Origin of the sequence: Bradyrhizobium sp. CCBAU 11357 (assembly GCF_028128865.1) — a bacterium.
In the GTDB taxonomy this organism is placed as follows: Bacteria; Pseudomonadota; Alphaproteobacteria; order Rhizobiales; family Xanthobacteraceae; genus Bradyrhizobium.
In genome coordinates this window covers 24,239-47,036 of sequence record NZ_LBJW01000098.1, presented here as the reverse complement: position 1 = coordinate 47,036, position 22,798 = coordinate 24,239, and the positions used below count along the sequence as shown (strand labels likewise).

The 22,798-nt window shown below is 64.6% G+C and carries 21 protein-coding genes and 1 pseudogene; 17 read left to right on the top strand and 5 right to left on the bottom strand.

What is annotated here, in order from left to right:
• Window positions 1-26 precede the first annotated feature (26 nt).
• The 4 genes from XI05_RS16350 to XI05_RS16335 are packed head-to-tail and all read left to right on the top strand — an operon-like array spanning window position 27 to window position 3,240.
• On the top strand, window positions 27-740 hold the full coding sequence (locus tag XI05_RS16350; protein ID WP_271503346.1) for a PIG-L deacetylase family protein: 714 nt from the start codon (window positions 27-29) through the stop codon (window positions 738-740).
• On the top strand, window positions 737-1,420 hold the full coding sequence (locus tag XI05_RS16345) for a 4-carboxy-4-hydroxy-2-oxoadipate aldolase/oxaloacetate decarboxylase (protein ID WP_271503345.1): 684 nt from the start codon (window positions 737-739) through the stop codon (window positions 1,418-1,420). The genes XI05_RS16350 and XI05_RS16345 overlap by 4 nt, the downstream gene beginning before the upstream one ends.
• Window positions 1,421-1,447: 27 nt before the next feature.
• The gene (locus tag XI05_RS16340) at window positions 1,448-2,317 is read left to right on the top strand and encodes a hypothetical protein (RefSeq protein ID WP_271503342.1); all 870 of its coding nucleotides are present in this window, start codon (window positions 1,448-1,450) and stop codon (window positions 2,315-2,317) included.
• The gene (locus tag XI05_RS16335; protein WP_271503339.1) at window positions 2,317-3,240 is read left to right on the top strand and encodes a DUF1932 domain-containing protein; all 924 of its coding nucleotides are present in this window, start codon (window positions 2,317-2,319) and stop codon (window positions 3,238-3,240) included. The genes XI05_RS16340 and XI05_RS16335 overlap by 1 nt, the downstream gene beginning before the upstream one ends.
• On the opposite strand, the gene XI05_RS16330 is transcribed toward XI05_RS16335, so the two are convergent.
• Both XI05_RS16330 and XI05_RS16325 read right to left on the bottom strand, forming a co-directional pair.
• Complete coding sequence (locus XI05_RS16330) at window positions 3,241-3,564, bottom strand: hypothetical protein (RefSeq protein WP_333939921.1); 324 nt, start codon at window positions 3,562-3,564, stop codon at window positions 3,241-3,243.
• A gap of 381 nt (window positions 3,565-3,945) precedes the next feature.
• Window positions 3,946-5,187 (bottom strand): amidohydrolase family protein, encoded by a 1,242-nt coding sequence (locus XI05_RS16325; RefSeq protein WP_271503336.1) that lies wholly within the window; start codon window positions 5,185-5,187, stop codon window positions 3,946-3,948.
• A gap of 148 nt (window positions 5,188-5,335) precedes the next feature.
• Here XI05_RS16325 and XI05_RS16320 point away from each other — a divergent pair, with 148 nt between their 5' ends.
• On the top strand, window positions 5,336-5,752 hold the full coding sequence (locus tag XI05_RS16320; RefSeq protein ID WP_271503333.1) for a nuclear transport factor 2 family protein: 417 nt from the start codon (window positions 5,336-5,338) through the stop codon (window positions 5,750-5,752).
• On the opposite strand, the gene XI05_RS16315 is transcribed toward XI05_RS16320, so the two are convergent.
• The gene (locus tag XI05_RS16315; protein WP_271503330.1) at window positions 5,749-6,507 is read right to left on the bottom strand and encodes a GntR family transcriptional regulator; all 759 of its coding nucleotides are present in this window, start codon (window positions 6,505-6,507) and stop codon (window positions 5,749-5,751) included. The genes XI05_RS16320 and XI05_RS16315 overlap by 4 nt on opposite strands.
• Window positions 6,508-6,705: 198 nt before the next feature.
• Between XI05_RS16315 and XI05_RS16310 the strand changes: the two genes are divergently transcribed.
• The 5 genes from XI05_RS16310 to XI05_RS16290 all read left to right on the top strand — a co-directional run bounded on the left by XI05_RS16310 (window position 6,706) and on the right by XI05_RS16290 (window position 11,897).
• Window positions 6,706-7,563: an ABC transporter ATP-binding protein gene (locus XI05_RS16310; protein WP_271503327.1), complete on the top strand. Its 858-nt coding sequence runs from the start codon at window positions 6,706-6,708 to the stop codon at window positions 7,561-7,563.
• A complete protein-coding gene (locus XI05_RS16305; protein WP_225171320.1) occupies window positions 7,563-8,339 on the top strand; it encodes an ABC transporter permease in 777 nt (258 codons plus the stop codon). Before XI05_RS16310 ends, XI05_RS16305 begins: the two co-directional genes overlap by 1 nt.
• Window positions 8,340-8,378: 39 nt before the next feature.
• Entirely contained in the window at window positions 8,379-9,404 is a 1,026-nt protein-coding gene (locus XI05_RS16300; RefSeq protein WP_271503324.1) for an ABC transporter substrate-binding protein, read from the top strand.
• 16 nt (window positions 9,405-9,420) lie between these two features.
• Entirely contained in the window at window positions 9,421-10,854 is a 1,434-nt protein-coding gene (locus tag XI05_RS16295; RefSeq protein ID WP_271503321.1) for an amidohydrolase family protein, read from the top strand.
• A 134-nt stretch (window positions 10,855-10,988) separates the two neighbouring features.
• Window positions 10,989-11,897, top strand: coding sequence for an amino acid ABC transporter substrate-binding protein (locus XI05_RS16290; RefSeq protein ID WP_271503319.1), 909 nt, complete (start codon window positions 10,989-10,991; stop codon window positions 11,895-11,897).
• A gap of 23 nt (window positions 11,898-11,920) precedes the next feature.
• On the opposite strand, the gene XI05_RS16285 is transcribed toward XI05_RS16290, so the two are convergent.
• Window positions 11,921-13,546 carry a long-chain fatty acid--CoA ligase gene (locus XI05_RS16285; RefSeq protein ID WP_271503316.1) on the bottom strand — a complete coding sequence of 542 codons (1,626 nt, stop codon included), beginning with the start codon at window positions 13,544-13,546 and terminating at the stop codon, window positions 11,921-11,923.
• A 177-nt stretch (window positions 13,547-13,723) separates the two neighbouring features.
• Between XI05_RS16285 and XI05_RS16280 the strand changes: the two genes are divergently transcribed.
• The 7 genes and pseudogenes from XI05_RS16280 to XI05_RS16250 all read left to right on the top strand — a co-directional run bounded on the left by XI05_RS16280 (window position 13,724) and on the right by XI05_RS16250 (window position 19,516).
• Window positions 13,724-15,568, top strand: a complete 1,845-nt coding sequence (locus tag XI05_RS16280) for a flavin-containing monooxygenase (RefSeq protein WP_271503313.1) — start codon at window positions 13,724-13,726, stop codon at window positions 15,566-15,568.
• 5 nt (window positions 15,569-15,573) lie between these two features.
• Window positions 15,574-16,378: pseudogene (locus XI05_RS16275) on the top strand (shikimate dehydrogenase family protein).
• 117 nt (window positions 16,379-16,495) lie between these two features.
• A complete protein-coding gene (locus XI05_RS16270) occupies window positions 16,496-17,311 on the top strand; it encodes a lytic murein transglycosylase (protein WP_172786282.1) in 816 nt (271 codons plus the stop codon).
• Between the two features lie 113 nt (window positions 17,312-17,424).
• Complete coding sequence (locus XI05_RS16265; protein ID WP_007592399.1) at window positions 17,425-17,646, top strand: hypothetical protein; 222 nt, start codon at window positions 17,425-17,427, stop codon at window positions 17,644-17,646.
• Window positions 17,647-17,658: 12 nt separating this feature from the next.
• Window positions 17,659-18,081 (top strand): hypothetical protein, encoded by a 423-nt coding sequence (locus XI05_RS16260; protein WP_172786283.1) that lies wholly within the window; start codon window positions 17,659-17,661, stop codon window positions 18,079-18,081.
• Window positions 18,082-18,470: 389 nt separating this feature from the next.
• Window positions 18,471-18,917 carry a MaoC family dehydratase gene (locus XI05_RS16255; protein WP_172786284.1) on the top strand — a complete coding sequence of 149 codons (447 nt, stop codon included), beginning with the start codon at window positions 18,471-18,473 and terminating at the stop codon, window positions 18,915-18,917.
• 86 nt (window positions 18,918-19,003) lie between these two features.
• Window positions 19,004-19,516, top strand: a complete 513-nt coding sequence (locus XI05_RS16250; RefSeq protein ID WP_172786285.1) for a hypothetical protein — start codon at window positions 19,004-19,006, stop codon at window positions 19,514-19,516.
• A 34-nt stretch (window positions 19,517-19,550) separates the two neighbouring features.
• Here the strand turns inward: XI05_RS16250 and XI05_RS16245 are convergent, their stop codons facing one another.
• On the bottom strand, window positions 19,551-22,739 hold the full coding sequence (locus XI05_RS16245) for an efflux RND transporter permease subunit (protein WP_271503310.1): 3,189 nt from the start codon (window positions 22,737-22,739) through the stop codon (window positions 19,551-19,553).
• Window positions 22,740-22,798 lie beyond the last annotated feature (59 nt).

Sequence of the window (22,798 nt, the reverse complement as noted above, 5' to 3'; positions counted from 1 at the left end):
TGCATACGAACGAAAAGGAGTAGCCCATGAAAACAGGCCTCGTCGTCACAGCCCATCCCGGCGATTTCGTCTGGCGCGCCGGCGGCGCCATCGCGCTGCATGCGAAGAAGGGCTATCGGATGAAGATCGTGTGCCTGTCCTTCGGCGAGCGCGGCGAGAGCCAATTCGCCTGGAAGGAGCAGGGCGCGACGCTGGAATCGGTCAAGGCCAGCCGCAAGGACGAGGCGGAGCGGGCGGCCAGGCTGCTTGGCGCCGAGATCGAGTTCTTCGACTGCGGCGACTATCCGCTGAAGCTGACGGAAGCGCATTTCGATCGCATGGTCGACATCTACCGCGAGCTCAATCCGAGCTTCGTGCTGACGCATGCGCTGGAGGATCCCTATAATTTCGACCATCCGAACGCGGCGCATTTCGCGCAGGAGACGCGCGTGGTCGCGCAGGCCATGGGCCACAAGCCCGGCGCGGAGTACAAATATTCGGCCCCGCCGGTATTCCTGTTCGAGCCGCATCAACCCGAGCAGTGCAACTACAAGCCGGACACCATTCTCAAGATCGACGAGGTCTGGAAAGAGAAGTACGAGGCGTTCCAGATCCTCGCCGCGCAAAAACATCTCTGGGGCTATTACGAGCGCGTCGCGCTCAACCGCGGCATCCAGGGCAGCCGCAACACTGGCGTGCCCATGACCTATGGCGAGGCCTATCAGCGCCTGTTTCCGACCGTGGCGGAGGAGCTCGCATGAAGCCGGTCGTTGTTCGCAACATAAAGCGGGCCGATCCCGCCGGTATGGCGGAGTACGGCGTCTCCACCGTGCACGAGGCCTTTGGCCGCGTCGGCCTGATGAAGCCTTACTTGCGTCCGGTCTGGGCGGGTGCGTCGATCGCCGGTCCCGCGGTCACCGTGCTGGCGCAGCCCGGCGACAACTGGATGATCCATGTCGCCGTCGAGCAGTGCAGGAAGGGCGATATCCTCGTTGTCGGCTGCACCACTGACAATACCGACGGCATGTTCGGCGAATTGCTCGCGACCTCGCTTCAGGCGCGCGGCGTGCAGGGGCTGATCATCGATGCCGGCTGCCGCGACGTCAAAGCGCTGCACGAGATGAAATTCCCGGTGTGGTCGCGCGCGGTTTCGGCCAAGGGCACGGTCAAGGCGACGCTCGGCTCGGTCAACGTCCCCGTGGTCTGCGCCGGCGTCAATGTCGACCCCGGCGACATCGTCGTGGCCGATGATGATGGCGTTGTGGTGGTGCCGAAGCGCTATGCGGCCGAAGTCGCGGAGAAGGCGAAGAAGCGCAACGCGGATGAGGGCGGCAAGCGCAAGCGCCTCGCCTCGGGCGAGCTCGGCCTCGACATGTACAACATGCGCGAGGCCCTGGCGAAGGCCGGGCTCGTCTATGTCCACAATCCCGAGGACGTCTGAGCGGAATAAGGGAAGCGGAGCGGGCGTATGGATCGTCTCAAGCTGAAGGCCGTTCTCGGCAGTCATCCCCATGTCCAGGCGGTGAAGAGCGGCGAGCTCCGCTCCGACCTGTTCGACCTCGACTTCGTCGCGTACATGCCGACCAACACGGCATTCAAGCCGATGGTGCGCGAGCAGGCCTTCGACGTCTGCGAGATGGCGATCGTCACCTATCTGATGGCGAAAGCGCACGGCAAGCCGCTGGTGCTGTTGCCAGCGGCCATGCTCGGTCGCTTCCAGCATTCTTATGCTCTCTATAATCCGACGCATGGAACGCTCGGACCGTCCGATCTCGAAGGCAAGCGCGTCGGCATCCGCTCCTTTACGACCACGACCGGCGCCTGGATCAGGGGCATCCTCGCCAACGACTACGGCGTCAATCTCGACAGGATTCGCTGGATCACCTTCGAGGATCCGCACGTCGCCGAATATGTCGACACCACTGAGCGCGCGCCGAAGGACAAGAAGATCCTCCAGATGCTGCTCGACGGCGCGCTCGATGCCGTCCTCGGCGAGACCTCCGATGATCCCAAGCTGAAGCCGCTGTTTCCCGACCCGGCCGCAGAGGCCGCCAGATGTTATTCGCGGCGCGGCGTGGTCCCGGTCAACCATCTCGTGGTCGTGACCGAGAGCCTAGCGAAATCGCGCTCCGACGTGATCGCGGGCGTTTATGATCTGTTGAAGCGGAGCAAGGCGCAGGCAGGGCCCGCGGCAACGCCCGACCTCGTTCCGTTCGGGATCGAGGCCAACAGGAAGCCGCTCGAGCTGATCATCGACTATGCATTCCAGCAGGCGCTGATCCCGCGCCGCTATGCGGTCGAGGATCTCTTCGACGAAACGACACGAGGACTGAACTGATGGCAGGTGATCCCAGGCGATGGCAGATTGGGCTGGTCGGCTATGGCGAGGTCGGCCGGATCCTGGCCGAGGATTTGCGCCAGCAGGACATCAAGGTCTGCGCCTACGACATCAAGCTCGGTGGCGAGCACGGCGCGCCGCTGAAGGAGCATGCGGCGAAATTCGGTGTCGCTCTTGCGACCTCTCACGCCGAACTGGCCTCAAGATCCGACTTCATCATCTCCGCGGTCACCGCGAGCCAGGCCGTTGCAGTGGCAAAGGCCTGTGCCGCGGCGATCAACCAGGGCACCTGGTTTCTCGATTTCAACTCGGCTTCTCCCGGCGCCAAGCAGCGCGCCGCGGCGCTGATCGATGGTGCAGCTGGGCGTTATGTCGAGGGCGCGGTGATGACCTCGGTGCCGCCTTATCGCATCAAGGTGCCGCTCTTGCTCGGCGGGCCCGGCGCCAGAGAGCTCGAGCCGCTTCTGAACGCGATCGGCTTCGCGGCCAAGGTGGCCAGTGACAAGCTCGGCGTGTCCTCGGCCGTCAAAATGTGCCGCAGCATCATGATCAAGGGCCTCGAGGCCATGGTCATCGAGAGTTTTACGACCGCGCGCGGCTATGGCGTCGAGGATGCGGTGCTGGCTTCGCTTGCGGAAACGTTCCCCGGCATCGACTGGGAGAAGCAGGGCGCCTATGTCTTTCAGCGCGTGATCGAGCACGGCCGCCGCCGGGCCGAGGAGGTGCGCGAGGTCGCCGAGACCGTGCGCGAGGCGGGGCTGACACCGTGGTCGGCGCAAGGCACGGCCGAGCGGCAGGCCTGGATGTCCGATCTCGCCGATGAGGGGCTGTTCGGGTTGAGGGGCAGCAGCGAGTTCGCCCGCAGTGCGGATTGGCGCACCGAGGCGGACCGGATACTTACCAGGATCAATCGGACGAAATAGTCAGCTCAGGACCGGATCGCCGGCTTCGAAGCTCACGACCTGGTCGCGCGCGCGTTCGATCAGGTCGATCAGATTGCGGGATTTACGGACGAGCTGCTCGGTGGCCGGCTGGGTGCGGAACTCCGCCAGCACGGCGCGCACGCACTTGCTGGCGGCATCGAGCGTCCAGAGCGTACGGTTCACGTCGGCCTGGGTCTGGATGGCCGAGATATCGAGACCCGAGAGAACGTGGCCGATGCCGTCCAGCCGCTTCACCGCCGCATCGGTCGGCGTTCGGGCCTGGACGGAATCATCGATGCTGGTGAATGCGCTGAACAGACTCATACTTCCCCACTGAACGCAGATGGTCAGTGCACGTCCTAGTTATGGCGGGCGTGACCTGCTTCGCAATGCGTTGGGCTACGGTCCGGGATTCTACCGAACTCGGGTGGGCGCCAACCGGCGGTAAAATAGAACTGTGGGAACGCTCCAACGGCATCGCGATCACCGATTCGGAATGTTCCGCGCGCACACGTGTCCCGGACAAGGTGCGGCACGAAGTGACGCGCCGCCGAGCCGGGACCCAGCTCTTCGTGAATTGCATTTCGAAACATGGGCCCCGGCTCTGCAGCGCATCACTGAAGGAGTGCTGCGTTGCGTCCGGGGCACGCGACCTATGTCTGAAAAAGGAAAAGGCAGGGCCGGGGAGATCGAGCGGGGTCGCTCTCAGCTCTTCGGACTGAACAGGGTCGGCCGTGCCCGCGCAAATGTCTGCCGGCCGCCCTTGAAGCCCATCAGGACGTCAGGCAACTCGGCGATGGCGAATCGGCTGTCCTTGGTATCGAGCACGATCAGATCGGCGGGATTGCCGACCTTGATGCCGTAGTCGGCGAGGTTCATCAGCCGGGCCGGCAGCTCGGTCACGAGGTCTAAGCAAACATCGAAGTCGCTGACCGAGGCGTGCGCGACATTGGCGTAGAAGTTCGCCATCCGCAGCAGCGAGGCATCGCCGAACGGCGTGAAAGGGTTGAGCACGTTGTTGGTGGCGACCGAGCAGAGCACGCCATCGCCGGCAAGCTTGTGGGCGAGGGTCAGCCCGCGCGGCGCGTTGTGCGTGGCCTCGCGCCCCATCAGATAGAGATCGGTCGCGGGCAGCACCGTGACCGCAACGCCCGATCTTGCCAGTTGCGCAGTGGCCGCCTTCATCCGGTCCGGCGGCAATGCCGACAGTTTTGTCGCATGGCCGATCGCGACGCGTCCGCTGTAGTTGCGCTGCTCGGTCTGGCGGCAGACCTCGTCGAGATGCCACCAGGATGGATCGAGGTCGAAATCGAGATGGAGATCGACGTCGACGTCGAATTCCTGGGCGAGATCGAAGATGCGCGCGAGATGGGCGTTCGGGTCGGTGTCCACGTAGGGACAGCCGCCGATGACCTCGCCGCCGTCGCGCAGCGCCTTGGCCAGCAGCTCCTCGGCTCCGGGATCGTTGGTGAGGCCTTCCTGTGGGAAGACGCAGAGCTCGAGATCAATCGCCCAGGCGTAATCGCGCTTCAGCGCCTTGACCGCCTCAAAGCCGCGGAGGCCGATGCGGGGGTCGATCTCGACATGCGTGCGCATGCGCGTCGTGCCGTTGACGACGGCGCGTTCGAGCACTCTGGCGCCGCGCGCGTAGACGTCCTCGATCGTGAAATCCTTCTTCATCGCGGCGACGGCGCGGATCGCCTCCGAGACGGTGCCGTGATCGTGGCCGCAGCGGCCGAGCAGGCAGGCCTTGTCGAGATGGATGTGGGTGTCGACGAAGCCGGGCAGGGCAAGGAGGCCGCCGAGATCGACCCCGGCGGCCTCGCAGGCCAGCTTTGGTGCGATCGCGGCGAAACGGCCGTCCTTCACGCCGATATCGACGGGTGCGGCGGAAGAGCGCAACAGCACGTTGCGGAAGATCAGGTCGAAGGCGGCTTGGGTGGTCATGGCGTTGGATTCAGCTGGGACAGCCTAGCGGAAGCCGTTGGAGTGGGCAGCTCCAGATTGTGTGCAGTGCTGGGGTCAGATTGTCCAAAAAATGTGCATGCACTTTGAGGTCCTGATTGTAGAATGGCGACATCCGGAGAACCCCGCGATGTCTACTCCCGCAAAAGCCGAAAGCCCGATGACTGACGCCGAGATCGTCGAAGCCTATCTCACCGCTTCGATGATACCGGATCCCGACGCCGCTGCGGCCTATATGAAGCCGGGCACGGTGATCACGTTCACCGGCGGTCGCGTGTTCGACCATCCGCGCGGGCCGACCGGCTTCAATGCGAAGCGCTATCGCTGGGTCAAGAAGAAGATGGACCGGTTCGACGTCTGCCCGGGCGCGGACGAGACCGTCGTCTACAGCGTCGGCACGCTCTACGGCGAATGGATGGACGGCACGCCGTTCGAGGGCAACCGCTATGTCGATCGCTTCGTCGTGAGGGGCGGGCAGATCGTGAAGATGGACGTCTGGAACGACAGCGCCGAGCGCATCCTCGTCCAGCGCGGGATCGAGGCCTAACTCCGTCGAGCCACCTTCGGCAGCTTGATCACCCGATTGCTCGTCACCTCGTCCGCGTAGGGTGCGAGGATGTCGAGCAGATCGCGGCCGCGCTGCGGCGTGGGGGCGACCAGCGCACGATTGGCCACGGAATCCAGGTGATGATGCATCAATTCCATCACCTTCGCCGCGTCGCCCTTCGCCAGCGCTGCGATGATGGCGCGGTGCTCGTTGATGGCGCATTCGGTGGAATGCGGCCGGCTGTAGAGCGACAGCGTCAGGCAGCAGCGATAGGCGACCTCGCTGACATAGCGCACCAGGATCGGGCTGTTCGTCATGTGGGCGAGCAGGATGTGGAATTCGGTGGCGAGCCGGATCGACACCGCATCCGTGCCGCCGCGGGCGCGATCCTCGGCATCGACATGGGCGTTCAGCTCGGCGATCTGCGCCTTGGTCAGCTTGCCCGCGAGCTGGCGCACGACGAGGCGTTCGAGCTCGATGCGGATGTCGAAGGCATCGCGCGCCTCCTGCCAGCTCGGCGTCGCCACCACCGCGATCCGGTTGCGGCGGAGCTCGACGAGGCCTTCGGCGGCGAGTTGGCCCAGGGCATGGCGGGCAATGGTGCGGCTGACGCCGAAGCGTTCGCCGAGCGCATCCTCCGGCAGCTTGGCGCCGGGCTCCAGCGCCTGCTCGATGATCGCGCGCCGGAGCGCGCGGCAGATCACACTGACCTTGTCCGATGATTCAGAAGTCTTGCTGCTCGCGCGCGCCGGCATCGGCGAATCCTTGAGGGGAGATCGAAACCTCTCTTTAGCACAGGCCTGCGCCAATCCAGCGCTCCAATTGCATGCAGTTTGGCGTCTGGATTGCCCAAATCGTATCCGCTCAATCGGCGGGTCGTTTGGCCAAATCATTGATTTCGCGGGTATCGGCGGGCTGGCACCCAGCTTGCATGCACTTTGGCTGTGATGCGCATGCAAGCCAAGACCCAGTTTGACGGCCAGCCCGTTCCGGAAGGCGCTGCCGCGACCGCCATCGAGCTGTCCGAGGCGTCCGTGACCTTCGGACGCGGCGACCGCGCCGTGCCCGCTCTGTCGAAGACCAGCTTGCGGATCGCCGACGGCGAGTTTGTCGCACTGGTCGGTCCGTCCGGATGCGGCAAATCGACCATTTTGCGTCTGGTCAGCGGCCTGGTGCAGCCGACCAGCGGCGTCGTCATCGTCGGGGGCCGCGAGGTCGCGGCGCGGGCGATGCGGGTCGGCATGGCCTTTCAGAACCCGACCATGCTGCCGTGGATGACCATCGAGCGGAACATCATGCTGCCGCTGAAGATCGTCGAGCCGTTCCGCTCGAATTTCCGGAAGCTCCGCAAGACCGAGTTTCGCGACAAGGCCAACGCCCTGCTGGAGCAGGTCGGCCTCAAGGGCTTTGGCACTCGCTACCCCTGGCAGCTCTCCGGCGGCATGCTCCAGCGCGCCAATCTCTGCCGCGCGCTGATCCACGAGCCGCGCATGCTGCTGCTCGACGAGCCCTTCGGCGCCCTCGACCAGTTCACCCGCGAGGAGCTGTGGGCGATCCTCCAGAATCTCTGGATGACGCACAAGCCGACGGTGCTGCTGGTCACGCACGACCTGCGCGAGGCCGGCTTCCTTGCCAGCCGCATCTGCGTGATGAGCGCGCGTCCCGGCCGCATCCTCGACGACAGCCGCGTGGAGTTCGCGCGGCCGCGCACCGTGGCGATGACGTTCGAGCCGGATTTCGTCGCGCTGAACCAGAAGCTGCGCGCCTTCATCGAGGATGCACGCAGCGCCGCTGAGCAGGGGACAGGCTGATGTTCGGGATCGATGTCAGGCAGAAGGCGTGGTCGGCGGGGCTGATCGTGCTGTTCTTCGTCGCCTGGGAGCTGTTCTGCCTGATGACGGGCATGTCCGACCTGGTCCTGCCGCGGCCCTCGCAGGTGTTCGTAACGCTGGTCCAGCGCTTCCCGGTGCTGTGGCCGCATATCGTGCAGACGCTCGCCACCACCATGTTCGGCTTCGTGCTTGGCGTCGCGCTCGGCGTCGCCCTCGGTGCGATCATCGGCGTGTCGAAGACGGCCTATGACACCTGCTATCCGCTGCTGATCGGCTTCTCCTCGATCCCGAAGGTCGCGGTGGTGCCGATCTTCGTGCTGTGGTTCGGCTCCGGCACGGTGCCGGCGGTGCTGACCGCGCTGTCGATCTGCTTCTTCCCGATCGTCGTCAATATCGCGACGGGCCTTGCCACCACCGAGCCTGAGCTCGAGGACGTCTTGAAGGCGCTCGGCGCCAGCAAGCTCGACATCCTCTGGAACGTCGGCTTGCCGCGCACCATGCCGTTCTTCTTTGCTTCGCTCAAGGTCGCGATCTCCTACGCCTTCGTCGGCGCGGTGCTGTCGGAGACCGTGGCCTCCAACCGCGGCATCGGCAACGTCATGATGACCGCGTCCTCCAATTTCAACGTGCCGCTGGTGTTCGCCGGCCTGTTCGTGCTCGCCGGCCTCGGCGTCGCGCTCTACGTCGTGTTCTCGCTGATCGAAGGGCAGGTCACCGGCTGGGCCACCCGCAAGAACGACGTGATCGCCACCTGATTTCTTGAACCGTCACGCAACGAAGCTGAGGAGGTCTCGATGTTGAGGAAAGTCACCGCCGCGCTGCTGGGATTGGCGCTGTCCGCAGGGGCCGCCACGGCGCAGGAAACCACGATCAAGTTCACGCTGGGCTGGAAGACCCAGGGCAGCGACGCCGCCTTCTTCTATGCCAAGGACAACGGCTTCTTCAAAGAGGAAGGCCTCAACGTCGTCATCGACCAGGGCGAGGGCTCCGGCGCCACCGTCACGCGCGTGATGTCCGGTGCCTATGACGCCGGATTCGGTGACGTCAACGCGATCATCCAGAACGCCTCGACCAAGCCGCAGGAGGCGCCCGTCATGGTCTACATGATGTGGAATCAGCCGCCGTTCGCGATCGTCGCCAAGAAGACCAGCGGCATCAACACCATCAAGGATTTCGAGGGCCACACGCTCGGCGGCGCGCAGGGCACGCCGACAACGCGCCTGTTGCCGGTGTTCACCCGCAAGAACGGGCTCGACGGCGAAAAGATCAAGATCTCCAACATGGCGCCGAACCTGCAGGAGCCGATGCTGATCAAGGGCGACATCGATGCGGCCCTGGTCTTCAACATCACCAGCTATTTCAACCTGGTGCTCAACCGCCAGGATCCGGACAAGGACTTCAAATGGTTCTCGTTCGGTGAATATGGCCTCGATCTCTATTCCAACGGCGTGATGGTCTCCCGCAAGCTGATCGCCTCGAACCCGAAGGCCGTCGCGGGCCTGGTGCGCGCCATCAACAAGGGCGCGATCGCGGTTGCCAAGGACCAGAATGCCGGGATGAAGGCGGCGCTTAACTACGATAACCTCATCAACGCCGAAGTGGAGAAGCGCCGGCTGCAATATTCCTTCGAGAAGCTGATTGTCTCGCCGGAGATGAAGGAGATCGGCATCGGCGACATCAAGGACGACCGCATGACCCGCGCCATCGGTATCGTGGTCGAGGGCTATCAGCTCGCCCGCGCCCCGACGCCGGCGGAGGTGTTCTCGCGCGAGTTCCTGCCGCCGCGCGCGGAGCGGGAGCTGGTGTATACTGCCAACTGATTTCGGGGAGAGGATCATGGCCACGGAGATCTCGGCAACCAGCCTGTTCCGTGGCCCTGACCGTGGCGTCAGCGACAACGTCGTGCTGCGGCACGACGGCGGCGTGATCATCGATATCTCGGAAGGCGCCGGGCCGCGGCCGCGCTCCTTCGTCATCCCTGCCTTCGTCAACGCCCATGACCACGCCCGCGCCACCGCCTCGTCCTTCGGCGCGGTCGGCATGCCCCTGGAAAGCTGGATTCTGCGCACCGCGCTGGGCGCGCCCGTTGATCCCTATCTGACCGCCGTCTCTGCGCTGGCCCGCTCCGCCAAGGCAGGCTGCGCGGCGATGATGGTCCACTACACGCGCCCGAGCGGGACGATGCCGCTGGTGGACGAAGCCAAGGCCGTTGCGAAAGCCGCATCCGACGTCGGCATCCGCATCGCGTTTGCATTGGCGGTGCGCGACCAGAACCCCATTGTCTACGGTGATGCCGAGCCGGTGCTCTCAGGGCTCCCCGGGAGCGATCGCAAGACCATCGAGGATCTCTTCGTTCGCGCGCCGATGTCGCCAAAAGCCTATATCGAGCTGACCGATGCGATTGCCGCAGGCATCGCCGGGCCGATGGTCGACGTGCAGCTCGGGCCCGCCGGCGTGCAATGGTGCTCGAAGCCGCTGCTGGAGGCGGTGGCGGAGAACTCCGCGCGGACCGGCCGCCGCATTCACATGCATCTGCTGGAAACAATGTACCAGCGCGCCTGGGCCGACCAGCACTTTCCGGACATGGTGCGCTGGCTGCGCGATGTCGGCTTTCTCTCGGAGCGGCTGACGCTGGCGCATTGCATTCACGCCCGTCCCGAAGAGCTCGAGATGATCGCGGCCTCCGGCGCGCGCATCGTCACCAATTTCAGCTCGAACATGCATCTGCGCTCGGGCCTCGCTCCGATCGCCGCCGCGCACGGATGCGGCTGCGCCATCACCGTCGGCGTCGACGGCCTGGCGCTGGACGAGGATGACGATATCTTGCGCGAGATGCGGCTGGTGCAGATGGTTCATGGCGGCGTCGGCTTCAAGGCGACATGGACGCCGACCGAGATGTTTTCGCTCGCCATCCGCAACGGCCGCCGCGCAACCGGCGCGCCTGGAAGTGGCGAGCTCGCCGCTGGCAATCCGGCCGACTACGTCGCGATCGATCTCGATCGGCTCGATCGAGACCAGATCATGCCGGTCGATCCCATGGCGCTGCTGTTTGCGCGTGGCAATGCGTCGCTGGTGAAGGAGGTTGTCGTCGCCGGCAAGACGATCGTGCGGGACGGGATCTGCGCCGGCGTCGACCTGCCAGCCGTCGAGCAGGAATTGCGGGCGATGTACCGCGGCAATGTCGGCAAGCTCGACAGCTTCCGGCGGATGTGGCCGTCCCTGTCGGATCGGCTGAGCGGCTGGTTCGAGCAGCAGCTGACCTGCGAGTGACGCGCCGATGGGCCGCGACGGAATGTATATCAAACAGCGATAGCTGGTAGACGCAGCCGCGTCTGGCGCTCGACTGATCTGTAGGCTATCAGCTCCTCGATAGCTCGACGCCAATCCCCTTCGAGGAGCCCCTGATGCGCCTACCGACCGTTCTCCTGGCCCTGACATGTCTTGCGGGCGCAGCTTCCGCCGAAGACCTCACGGGCACGCTTCAGAAGGTGAAGGAGACCAAGAAGATCACGCTGGGCTATCAGGAGGCCTCGGTCCCGTTCAGCTATCTCGACGGCAACCAGAAGCCGGTCGGCTTTGCCATGGACATCTGCCTTGGGATCGTCGATGCCGTGAAGAAGCAACTCGGCATGCCCGACATTTCGGTCGAGACTGTCGCGGTGACGTCCTCGAACCGGATTCCCTTGATGGTCAACGGCACGCTCGATCTGCATTGCTCGGCGACCACCAATAATGCCGACCGCCAGAAGCAGGTCGCCTTCACCAACACGCATTTCCTCAGCGCGACGCGGTTCGCGGCCAGGAAGGCGGCGAACGTCAAGACCATCGACGATCTCAAGGGCAAGGCGGTCACGGCGGTGGCGGGATCTGTGAACCTGACGCAGCTCGCCAAGGTCAACACCGAGCGCAATCTCGGCATCAACATCATGCCGGCCAAAGACCAGGCCGAGGCCTTCCTGCTGCTGGAGACCGACCGCGCCCAGGCCTATGCGCTCGACGACGTCCAGCTCGCGGTCGCGATCGCGCGGTCGAAGGAGCCGCAGGCCTACATGATCAGCGAGGAGGCGTTCTCCAAGCCCGAGCCCTACGGCATCATGCTGCGGCGGGAGGATGCGCCGTTCAAGGCGCTCGCCGACCGCGCCACCGCCGAGCTTTATGCCAGCCCCGAGATCGAGGTGCTCTACAAGAAGTGGCTGCAATCGCCGACGCCGCCGAACGGCCTCAACTACAACGTCCCGATGTCGCCCGCCTTGCGCAACGCCTTCAAGAAGCCGAGCTCGAGCGCCGATCCTGACGTCTACGTTGTGAACTGAGGCGGGCTGGGCGCTGACGGGCGTCAGCCGACGCGGTACTCCCTGAAGCGTTCGCGCAGCGCCGATTTCAGCACCTTGCCGGTGCCGGTCATCGGAAATTCGTCCAGGAATTCGACGGCGTCCGGCAGCCACCAGCTCGCGATCTTCGGACGCATGTGCTCGAGCAGCGTCTTGCCGTCGACCGTCGCTCCCTTCTTGCGGACGACGAGGAGCAGGGGGCGCTCCTGCCATTTCTCGTGGCTGATCGCGACGACGGCCGCTTGCAGCACATCGGGGTGTGACAGGGCGATGTCCTCGAGCTGGATCGAGGAGATCCACTCGCCGCCGGACTTGATCACGTCCTTGGAACGGTCGGTCAGCGTGACGTGGCCTTGTGGGTCGATCACGGCCATGTCGCCGGTGATCAGCCAGCCGTCGCGGTCGAGGCCTTCGTCCAGCTTCATGTAGCCGGAGGCGACCCAGGGGCCGCGGGCGCGCAGATGTCCGACCGTCTTGCCGTCGCGCGGCAGCTCAACGCCGGCGTCGTCGACGATGCGCAAATGCGTGCCGAAGCAGGCGCGGCCGGAGACCTGGCGGCGGTCGAATTTCTCCGTCTCGCCGAGATGCTCCGAGCCCGGCCGCAGCCCCGGCATCGAGCAGCCCAGCGCCTCGGTCATGCCCCAGGCCTGGATGTAATCGACATTGTACTCGCGCTTGAGCTTCTCGACCATCGCGCGCGGCGGGGCCGAGCCCGATGACAACGTCGCCCGTAAGGTCGAGAATCTGTTGCCGGTCCGCCCGAGCCAATCGAGCAGGATCAGCCAGAAGCTCGGCACGCCTGCCGACAGCGTCACCTTCTCGCCTTCCAGCAATTCATAGAGCTTGTCCGGCTCGTAGTTGCGGCCGGGCAGCACCAGCTTGGAGCCGGTGTAGGGCGCGCTGAACGGCATGTTCCAGCCATTGCCGTGAAACAGCGGCGCCATCGGCATCATCACCTCGCGCACGCCTTCGACATGTCCCGACAGGAAGTCGAAATTGCAGCAGGTCATGGTCTGCAGGATCGCGGCGCGGTGCGAATAGATCACGCCCTTTGGATTGCCTGTCGTGCCCGAGGTGTAGCAGATGGTCGAGGCGGACTTCTCGTCGAACTCCGGCCAGGCGAAGCCGGAATCGTTCTCTTTTTCCAGAAGCTCTTCATAACAATGCACGTTCGTAAGCTTCGTCTCAGGCATCCGCTCGCGCGAGGACATCACGACATAGGCCTCGACCGTCTTCAGCTGCGGCGCGATCGCCTCCACGATCGGCAGCGTGGCGCGGTCGATGAAGAGCAGGCGGTCCTCGGCGTGGTTGATGATGTAGACGAGCTGCTCGGGAAACAGCCTGGGATTGACCGTGTGCAGCACGTAGCCCATGCCCGGCGCCGCATAGAACATCTCGAAATGCCGGTGCGTGTTCCAGGCCAGCGTTCCGACGCGGTCGCCTTGCCTCATGCCGAGCCGCTTCAGTGCCAGCGCCATGCGCCTGATACGCGGATGCGCGTCGGCATAGGTGTAGCGATGGATGTCGCCCTCGATCTCGCGTGCGACGATCTCGGCTTCGCCATGATAGTCGGCCGCATACTGGATCAGGCCGCTGATCAGCAGCGGCATGTCCATCATCAATCCCTGCATGGTCTCCCTCCGGATTGCCAGGTCGTTGCATGGCGTAGGCTTGTGATTTGCGCTTGAGGTTAGCGGAACGTCACGCAGCGTTCACGTAAAAAACAATCAGCGTGATTGCATGCCGCGCTTTTTCGGCGCTAACGTGCGGTGAGCTGCCGGCGAAGCAGCAAGCGCGGGAGGAATCGAATGTCAGCGGAAAGACACAAGACCGATGCAGCCGGCGCATCTACGGTTGATATTTCCGCCCTCCGTGCCCGCTATCGCGACGAGCGCGACCGCCGTCTGCGCGCCGAGGGCAAGGCACAATATGTCGAGGCGACAGGCGAGTTCGGCCGTTATCTCGACGATCCCTGGGCCGATCCCGGCTTTGCGCGAGCAGCCATCAGTGAAGCGACCGAAGTGCTCATCGTCGGCGGTGGGTTCGGCGGCCTGCTGTGTGGCGCGCGATTGCGCGAGGCCGGCATCGCGGATTTTCGTATCGTGGAAAAGGCCGCCGACTTCGGTGGCACCTGGTACTGGAATCGTTATCCCGGCGCCGCCTGCGATACCGAGAGCTATATCTATCTGCCGCTGCTGGAAGAGACCGGCTACATGCCGGTGCGCAAATATGCCCGGGCGCCGGAGATCTACGAGCATTCGCGCCGCATCGGCCGTCATTTCGGGCTGTACGAGCGCGCGCTGTTTCAGACCGTGATCTCGCAGATGACCTGGCAGGAGCAGGAAGCGCGTTGGCTGGTCGAGACCGATCGAGGCGACCAGATCCGCGCACGCTTCGTCATTCTCGCCGGCGGACCGCTCAGCCGTCCGAAGCTGCCGGGCATTCCCGGAATCGAAACGTTCAGAGGTCACAGCTTTCATACCAGCCGCTGGGATTACGGCTACACCGGCGGCAATGCGGACGGTGGCCTGACCGGTCTTGCCGACAAGCGCGTCGGCATCATCGGCACCGGCGCCACCGCCGTGCAATGCGTGCCGCATCTCGGCCGTTCGGCCAAGGAGCTCTATGTGTTCCAGCGCACGCCGTCCGCGATCGGCGTTCGCGACGATCGTCCAACGGAGCCGGACTGGGCGAGGAGCCTCAAGCCAGGCTGGCAGCGCGAACGCATGGACAATTTTACGGCCGTGATTTCAGGGGAGCCGTTCGAGCAGGATCTCGTGCAGGACGGCTGGACTGGCCTGCTCGGCGAGATCCTGCTGGCGCCGCGCCGGCAACCCCAGCCGGTGACCTCGCTGGAGGAGGCGCTGAAGGTGATCGAGCAGGCCGACTACCGCAAGATGGAGGAGATCCGCGCGCGCGTCGACACGGTGGTCAAGGATGGGGCGACCGCGGCTGCGCTCAAGCCCTGGTACAAGGCGTTCTGCAAGCGCCCCTGCTTCCACGACGAATATCTCGATACGTTCAACCGTCCCAACGTGCATCTGGTCGATACCGGGGGGAAGGGCGTCGAACGCATCACCGAGAACGCCGTCGTCGCCAATGGCAAGGCCTACGAGCTCGACTGCCTGATCTATGCCAGCGGCTTCGAGGTCGGCACCGATTACGCGCGCCGCATGGGCTTCGAGGTCTACGGCCGCGACGGCATGAGCCTGTCCGAGCGCTGGCAGGACGGCGTCAAGACGCTGCACGGCTTCTACAGCCGCGGCTTTCCGAACTGCTTCCTGATCGTCACGGTGCAGGCGGGACAGAGCGCCAATTTTCCGCACATCATCGATGAGCAGTCGCAGCACATCTCCTACGTCATCAAGCAGGCGCTAGCGCGCAAGGCACGCACCCTGGAGCCGACGCATGCCGCCGAGAACGCCTGGGTCGAGGAGGTCGTCAAGGCCGCGCTCGGCCGGCAGACCTATCTCGCCGAATGCACGCCGGGCTACTACAACAACGAAGGCGTGTTCGATCCGATCGCGGCAAGAAACAGCCAATATTGGCGCGGGCCGGTGGCATTCCTGCGGCTGCTCGAGAAATGGCGCAAGGAGGGCGATCTGGAAGGTCTGGAATTGAGCTATGGGACCGCCGCGCAGGCCCAGGCTTGAGCGGAATGATCCCGGCCCCCACAGGTGCCACGCGACTCTACGTCATCGTCGGCGATCCCATCGCGCAGGTGCGCTCGCCGGCGGGCGTATCGGCCGCCTTTGCCGCGCGCGGGCACGACGGTCTGCTCGTGCCTGTCCAGGTGACGCCAAGGGGATCTGCCTGACTTTCTCTCGGTGGCCGGGCGGCTGAAGAACCTCGACGGCATCGTCGTGACCATCCCGCACAAATTTGCCTGCCACAAGGCCTGTGCGAGCGCGACGGCACGCGCGCATTTCCTGCGGACCGTGAATCTGATGCGGCGGCGTCCCGACGGGGGTTGGCACGGCGACATGGTGGACGGCCTCGGCTTCGTCGGTGCGGCGCGGGCGAAGGGCATCGATCCGAAGGGCATGCGGGCGCTGCTTATCGGTGCGGGCGGGGCAGGCTCGGCGATCGCACTCGAACTGCTCGAGGCCGGCGTTCGCGAGCTTGCGATCCACGACAGTCTGCCCGAGCGGCGCGACGTACTGGTCGGCCAGCTCAACAGACTAGGCAAGGCACCGGTCCGGGTCGGCTCGGAGGATCCGGCCGGCTTCGACTTCGTCGCCAATGCCACGCCCGCCGGAATGAAGGATGGCGACCCGCTTCCGGTCGATGTGGCGCGGCTCGTACCGTCGACCTATTGCGGCTGCGTCATCACCAAGCCCGAAGTATCGCCCTTTATCGCAGCGGCCCGCAGGATCGGCTGCGTCACCGGGACCGGCACCGATATGTACCAGCAGCACCAGAGCATCATGGTGGATTTTCTGCTGGGCGCGGAGGGGACGTAAGGTGCCGGTGTCAAGGGCTTTGCTTGTATTGATTGTAGCATCCGGGACTTGAGCGAGTGCAACTGACGTAGGATCATGCGCTCGCGCGAGCCGGTCGCGCCATCCGGAGAGGTCGTAATGATGAAGGGCAGGACAGTCGCAACCGCGGTGATTGGCGCGACCGCGCTGCTTCTCTCGCTGCCTGTGGCCGAGGCCGCGCAATGCGGCAGCTCGCCGGCCGGCTTCGAGGCCTGGAAGCGCGAGTTCAGCGCGGAGGCGCAGGGCAAGGGCATCGGTCCCACCGCGCTGTCGGCGCTGATGCAGACGAACTATGCCAGCGCCACCATCGCGGCCGACCGCGGCCAGCGCAGCTTCTCGCTGACGCTCGACCAGTTCCTGGCCAAGCGCGGCGCCACCACGATCGTCGCCAAGGGCCGGCAGCTCAAGCAGTCGCAGGCCGCCTTGTTCGCCTCGATCCAGCAGCGCTATGGCGTGCCGCCCGGGCCGCTGATCGCGATCTGGGGCATGGAGACCGGCTTCGGCAGCCAGCGCGGCAACCAGAACATGCTGTCGTCGATCGCGACCCTCGCCTACGATTGCCGCCGTCCCGAATTCTTCACCGACCAGCTCTATGCCGCCCTGAAGCTGATCGACCGTGGTACGCTGTCGGGATCGACCCGCGGCTCCATGCATGGCGAGGTCGGCCAGACCCAGTTCATGCCCAAGAACATTCTGGCCTACGGCACGGGCAATCTCGAAGTTGCGGCCAATGCGCTGAACTCGACGGCGAATTTCCTCAAAGGCCATGGTTGGCGCGCGGGAGCCGGATACCAGCCGGGCGAGCCCAATTTCGCCGCGATCGAGGCCTGGAATGCTGCGGGCGTCTATCAGAAGGCGATCGCCCTGATGGGCCGGCAGATCGACGAGGGCGGGGGTGCTGCGGCCTCGCGCTGAGCTTTTGCTCAGCGACGTGTGATGCGACGGCGCGAGAAAGTTGTTGCTATCTGGAACCGACGGCACGAGGTTTGCTTTGATCAAGTTCAGGGCTGGGCATGAGGAGACTCAACATGGCTACCCAGATCGTGATGGACCAGACTGGCGATACGCGCCACGAGTTTGATCCTGGCAATGCCGAAGCGCTGGCGCGAGCCGAACGGCGCTTTCGGGAGCTCACCGGAGCCGGCTTCACCGCCGCGCTTCGAACCGGACCCGGCGAAGTGACCCGGATCCGATCATTCGATCCGACCGCGCAGGAAACGCTGTTCTATCCCCGCCTGGTCGGCGGTTGATCTGAGCTGCTCATGATCGCGGCAGTTTGGCTCCGCGCGCCAGCGCGTGCGCGTCTGCATGCGCTGCGTGAACTCTATCGCCGCTTCTTCGGCGAGAATACGCCGGATGCCCGCGGCCGCCGGCTTCTGGCCGAATGGCTGTCGCCGGCGCAGCGCGCGCAATTCGAGCAATACCGCTATTTCGACGTCGTCGGTTGCGACACCGGCAGGATCTACCGCATCCACTACGGCACCGCCGCCAACGTCCACGAGGTCGACAGTGACGGGCGTGCGACGATGGGGTGGTGCTTCGTCCCGTCAGGCTTCCTGGTGCCGGGCGACGTGATGTTGGCGCAGAAGATCGCGCTCGAAACGGACGAGAAGGGGGCGCTTGCGCTCGCCAACCGGTTTCCGCCGGCGACGCATTCCGAGCACTTCTACCGGCGGCCGTTCTAGCGTCGGGAAGGGGGCAACTTTCAGGAATGCGTGGTGCGGTAGGCGTCGAGCGCATGCGCCGCGAAGACGCCGACGCTGCACAGTGCGAGCAGGGCTGAGATCAGCTCGATCATCGCTCGTCCTCCCGTAGCGGCTGGGCAACGAGGTTCTGGCAGCACGAATATTCGTAGATCAGGTCGAGGATGAACTGCATGGTGGCCGTCCCTGTATTTATTTTGACAACCACTTAAGCCGCGATCTGTTTCAGGCGTGTTTCGTCGCATCGGGAAAGGGGTTTCACGAGGAACCTTGCGCTGGTTTGTGCGCTGCGGGCCCGCTATATCCCTCATGGCACAGGCGATTTTGAACCGTCTCTTCGGGAGCGGCGCATCATATTGCGAGGCAAAATCATGGCGCAGGTTGAGTGGTTCGACGATCTCACCATCGGAATGCGGTTCAAATCCCCCGAAGTCGTGGTCACCGAGGCCGACATCAAGCGCTTCGCTGCCGAGTTCGATCCGCAGCCGATGCATCTCGACCACGAGGCGGCGAAGCAGACCCTGTTCAAGGGGCTTGCCGCCTCGGGATGGCACACCGCCGCGATCGCCATGAACCTTGCGATCCAGACCCGTCCGTTCGGCCCGCATCCGCTGATCGGCGCCGGTGTGGACGGCCTGCGCTGGACCATGCCGGTGCGGCCCAACGACCGCCTGCATCTGGTCGGCGAGGTCATGAGCCTGACGCCGTCGAAATCGAAGCCGCAGGGGATCGCGCTGGTGAAATGGACCATGTTCAACCAGAACGGCGAGGAGGTTTACACCTTCACTCCGATCGCGATTGTGCCGCGGTCGGGATAGGACGGCCGCCGGCCATTCGCCTCGCCCTCTTGCGAGCTGCCGGCGGAGGTGGTCATCTCGGCGCGGGGAACGCGCTGGAGGCCGACATGAAACGATCTCTTCTCGCCGCCGGAATTCTCGCTTGCGCCTTGAGCGCAACCGTGTTGGGCCCAAGCGCTGCGCTTGCGCAACAATCCAAGGTCGGCGACTGGACCATCGAGAAGCGCACGCAGGACACCCACTGCAATGCCAGCCGCGGCTACAAGGACAAGGATGACGAGAATCGCGACTACGTCATCGTGATCACCTATTCCGAGCAGGCGATCGTGATCGTGATGATCTACGACGGTTGGGAATGGGACAAGGTCGGCGAGATCCTCCGGGCCGATGTCGGCACTGACGATGCCGACATCATGAAGAAGGCCAAGTGGGAGGTCATGGACAAGACCACGGTGCGCGGCATCTTCGCATACGACCAGTCGATCATGGATCGCCTCGCGAAGGCCAAGCGCCTCACGCTGGATTTCGAGGACGACGACGATGACAGCATCGAGATGCAGATCCCGCGGGCCGGCGAGGCGCTGGCGGCGCTGAAATTCTGCGAGGAGAACCGGAAATAATCGATCGACCTTGTTGGTCCCGGCGGGACGCTGTTCACTCGGCAGGCCCGTGGACCGGCGCCGCGCTGATGTCGCTGCCATGATGGATCAGCGGCTTCATGCCCGTGACGGTTCTGAGCAGCACGTAGAACACCGGCGTCAGGAACAGGCCGAACACGGTGACGCCGATCATCCCGGAGAACACGGCAACGCCCATCGCGCGCCGCATCTCCGAACCGGCACCGGTCGAGAGCACCAGCGGCAGCACGCCCATGATGAACGCCATCGACGTCATCAGGATCGGGCGCAGCCGCAAGCGACTGGCTTCGATCGCGGCCCGGATCGGCGTGCGCCCGGCGAATTCGAGCTCGCGCGCGAATTCGACGATCAGGATCGCGTTCTTGGCGGAGAGGCCGACCAGCACGATGAGGCCGATCTGGGTGAAGACGTTGTTGTCGCCCTTGGAGATCCAGACCCCGAACATCGCGGCGAGCAAGCCCATCGGCACGATCATGATGATCGACAGCGGCAGGGTCAGGCTCTCATAGAGCGCGGCCAGCACAAGGAACACCAGCAGGATCGCCAGCGGAAACACCCAGATGCCCGAATTGCCGGCGATGAACTCCTGATAGGTCAGGTCGGTCCATTCGAACGCAAAGCCCGGCGGCAGCACCTCCGCGGCGATCCGCGTCGCCGCCTCCTGTGCCTGTCCCGACGAGAAGCCGGGCGCGGCCGCCGCGTTGATGTCGGACGACAGGAAGCCGTTGTAGCGGATCGCGCGCTCCGGTCCCGCGCTCTGGCGGATCTTGAGCAGCGCCGACAATGGCACCATGTCGCCGGACGACGAGCGCACCTTCAATTGCCTGATATCGTCGGCGCGGGCGCGGAACGGCGCGTCGGCCTGCACGCGGACGGAGTAGGTGCGGCCGAACTTATTGAAGTCGTTAACGTAGTAGGAGCCGAGGTAGATCTGCAGCGTGTTGAACACCTCCGTCACGGGCACGCCGAGCTGAAGCGCCTTGGTGCGGTCGATGTCGGCGAACAGCTGGGGCACGTTGACCTGGAAGCTCGAGAACACGCCGGCGATCTCCGGCGCCTTCTGCATCGCAGCCATGAAGGCGTTGGTCGCCTCGTTCAGGGCGTCATAGCCGAGACCGGCGCGGTCCTCGATCTGCAGCTTGAAACCGCCGATGGTGCCGAGGCCGTTGACGGGCGGCGGCGGGAACATGGCGATGAAGGCTTCCTGGATCCCGGCATATTTCTTGTTCAGCTCGGCCGCAATCGCATTCCCGCTCAGGGCCGCATCCTTGCGTTCGTCGAACGGCTTCAGCGTCGAGAACACGATGCCGGCGTTGGAGGAGTTGGTGAAGCCGGAGATCGACAGGCCCGGGAAGGCCACCGAGCTCTCGACACCGGGCTGGGTCAGCGCGATGTCGCTCATCTTGCGGATCACCTCCTCGCTGCGGTCGAGCGTGGCGCCATCGGGCAGGCGGGCGAAGCCGACGAGGTACTGCTTGTCCTGGCCCGGCACGAATCCACCAGGCACCTGCTGGAACAGAAACGCCGTCAGCCCGACCAGCACCACATAGAGGCCCATCACCGCGGCCTTGCCCGAGATCACCTTGCCGACGGTGCCGCTGTAATTGTCCGAGGAACGCGTGAAGGCCTTGTTGAAGCCGCGGAAGAACCAGCCGAGGCTCTTCTCCATGATCAGCGTCAGCCGGTCCTTCGGTTCGTTGTGGCCCTTGAGCAGCAGCGCCGACAATGCCGGTGACAGCGTCAGCGAGTTGATGGCGGAGATCACGGTCGAGATCGCGATCGTCAGCGCGAACTGCTTGTAGAACTGCCCGGTGAGGCCGGAGATGAAGGCGAGCGGCACGAACACCGCGATCAGCACCAGCGCGATCGCGATGATCGGGCCCGAGACCTCGCGCATCGCTTGATAGGTGGCGTCCCGCGGCGACAGCCCCGCTTCGATGTTGCGCTCGACATTCTCGACCACGACGATGGCGTCGTCGACGACGATGCCGATGGCGAGCACGAGGCCGAACAGGCTGAGCGCGTTGATGGAGAAGCCGAATACGTGCATCACCGCGAACGTGCCGACGATCGACACCGGCACGGCGAGAAGGGGAATGATCGAGGCCCGCCAGGTCTGCAGGAACAGGATCACCACCAGCACCACCAGCGCGATCGCCTCCAAGAGCGTGTGGATCACGGCCTCGATCGAGGAGCGCACGAACTGGGTGGGGTCGTAGACGATCTGGTAGGACACACCCTCCGGCATGTTCTTCTTGATCTCCGCCATGGTGGCGCGGACGTTGTCGGAGATCTGCAGCGCGTTGGAGCCGGGCGCCTGGAAGATCGGGATCGCCACCGCCTGCTTGTTGTCGAGCAGCGAGCGCAGGCCGTATTCGGAAGCGCCAAGCTCGATGCGCGCGACGTCGCGCAACCGCACGACCTCGCCGCGCGTACCGGTCTTGACCACGATGTCGCCGAACTGCTCCTCGTTGGCGAGCCGGCCTTCCGCATTGACCGAGAGCTGGAGATCGATGCCTTTGACGTTCGGGGAGGAGCCGACCACGCCGGCGGCAGCCTCGACGTTCTGCGCCTGGATCGCCCGCACGATGTCGCTTGCGGTGAGCCCATGCTCGGCGGCCTTCTGCGGATCGACCCAGACCCGCATCGAATAGTCGCCGGCGCCATAGAGCTGGACGTCGCCGACGCCGTCGATCCGCGCCAGCCGGTCCTTGACGTTGAGCACGGCATAGTTGCGCAAGTACGTCATGTCGTAGCGGCCGTTCGGCGACAACAGATGCACGACCATGGTGAGGTCGGGCGACGACTTCTTGGTGATGATGCCGAGCTGGCGCACCACACTGGGCAGGCGCGGCTCGGCCTGCTGCACCCGGTTCTGCACCAGCTGCGTCGCTTTGTCGGGATCGGTGCCGAGCCGGAACGTCACCGTCAGCGTCATCGCGCCGTCGGTGGTCGCCTGGCTCGACATGTAGAGCATGTTCTCGACGCCGTTGATCTGCTCCTCGATCGGCGTCGCCACCGTCTCCGCGATCACCTTGGGGTTGGCGCCGGGATAGGTCGCGCGCACCACGACGGAGGGCGGCACCACGTCCGGATATTCCGAGATCGGCATCGCGAACAGCGAGATCAACCCGGCGAGGAAGATCAGGACCGACAGCACGCCGGCGAAAATCGGACGGTCGATGAAGAACTTTGAGAGATTCATGGCCTTGCCCCCTTCGTCATTCCGGGGCGCGCGCGAACCCGGAATCCAGAAGTGAAGTA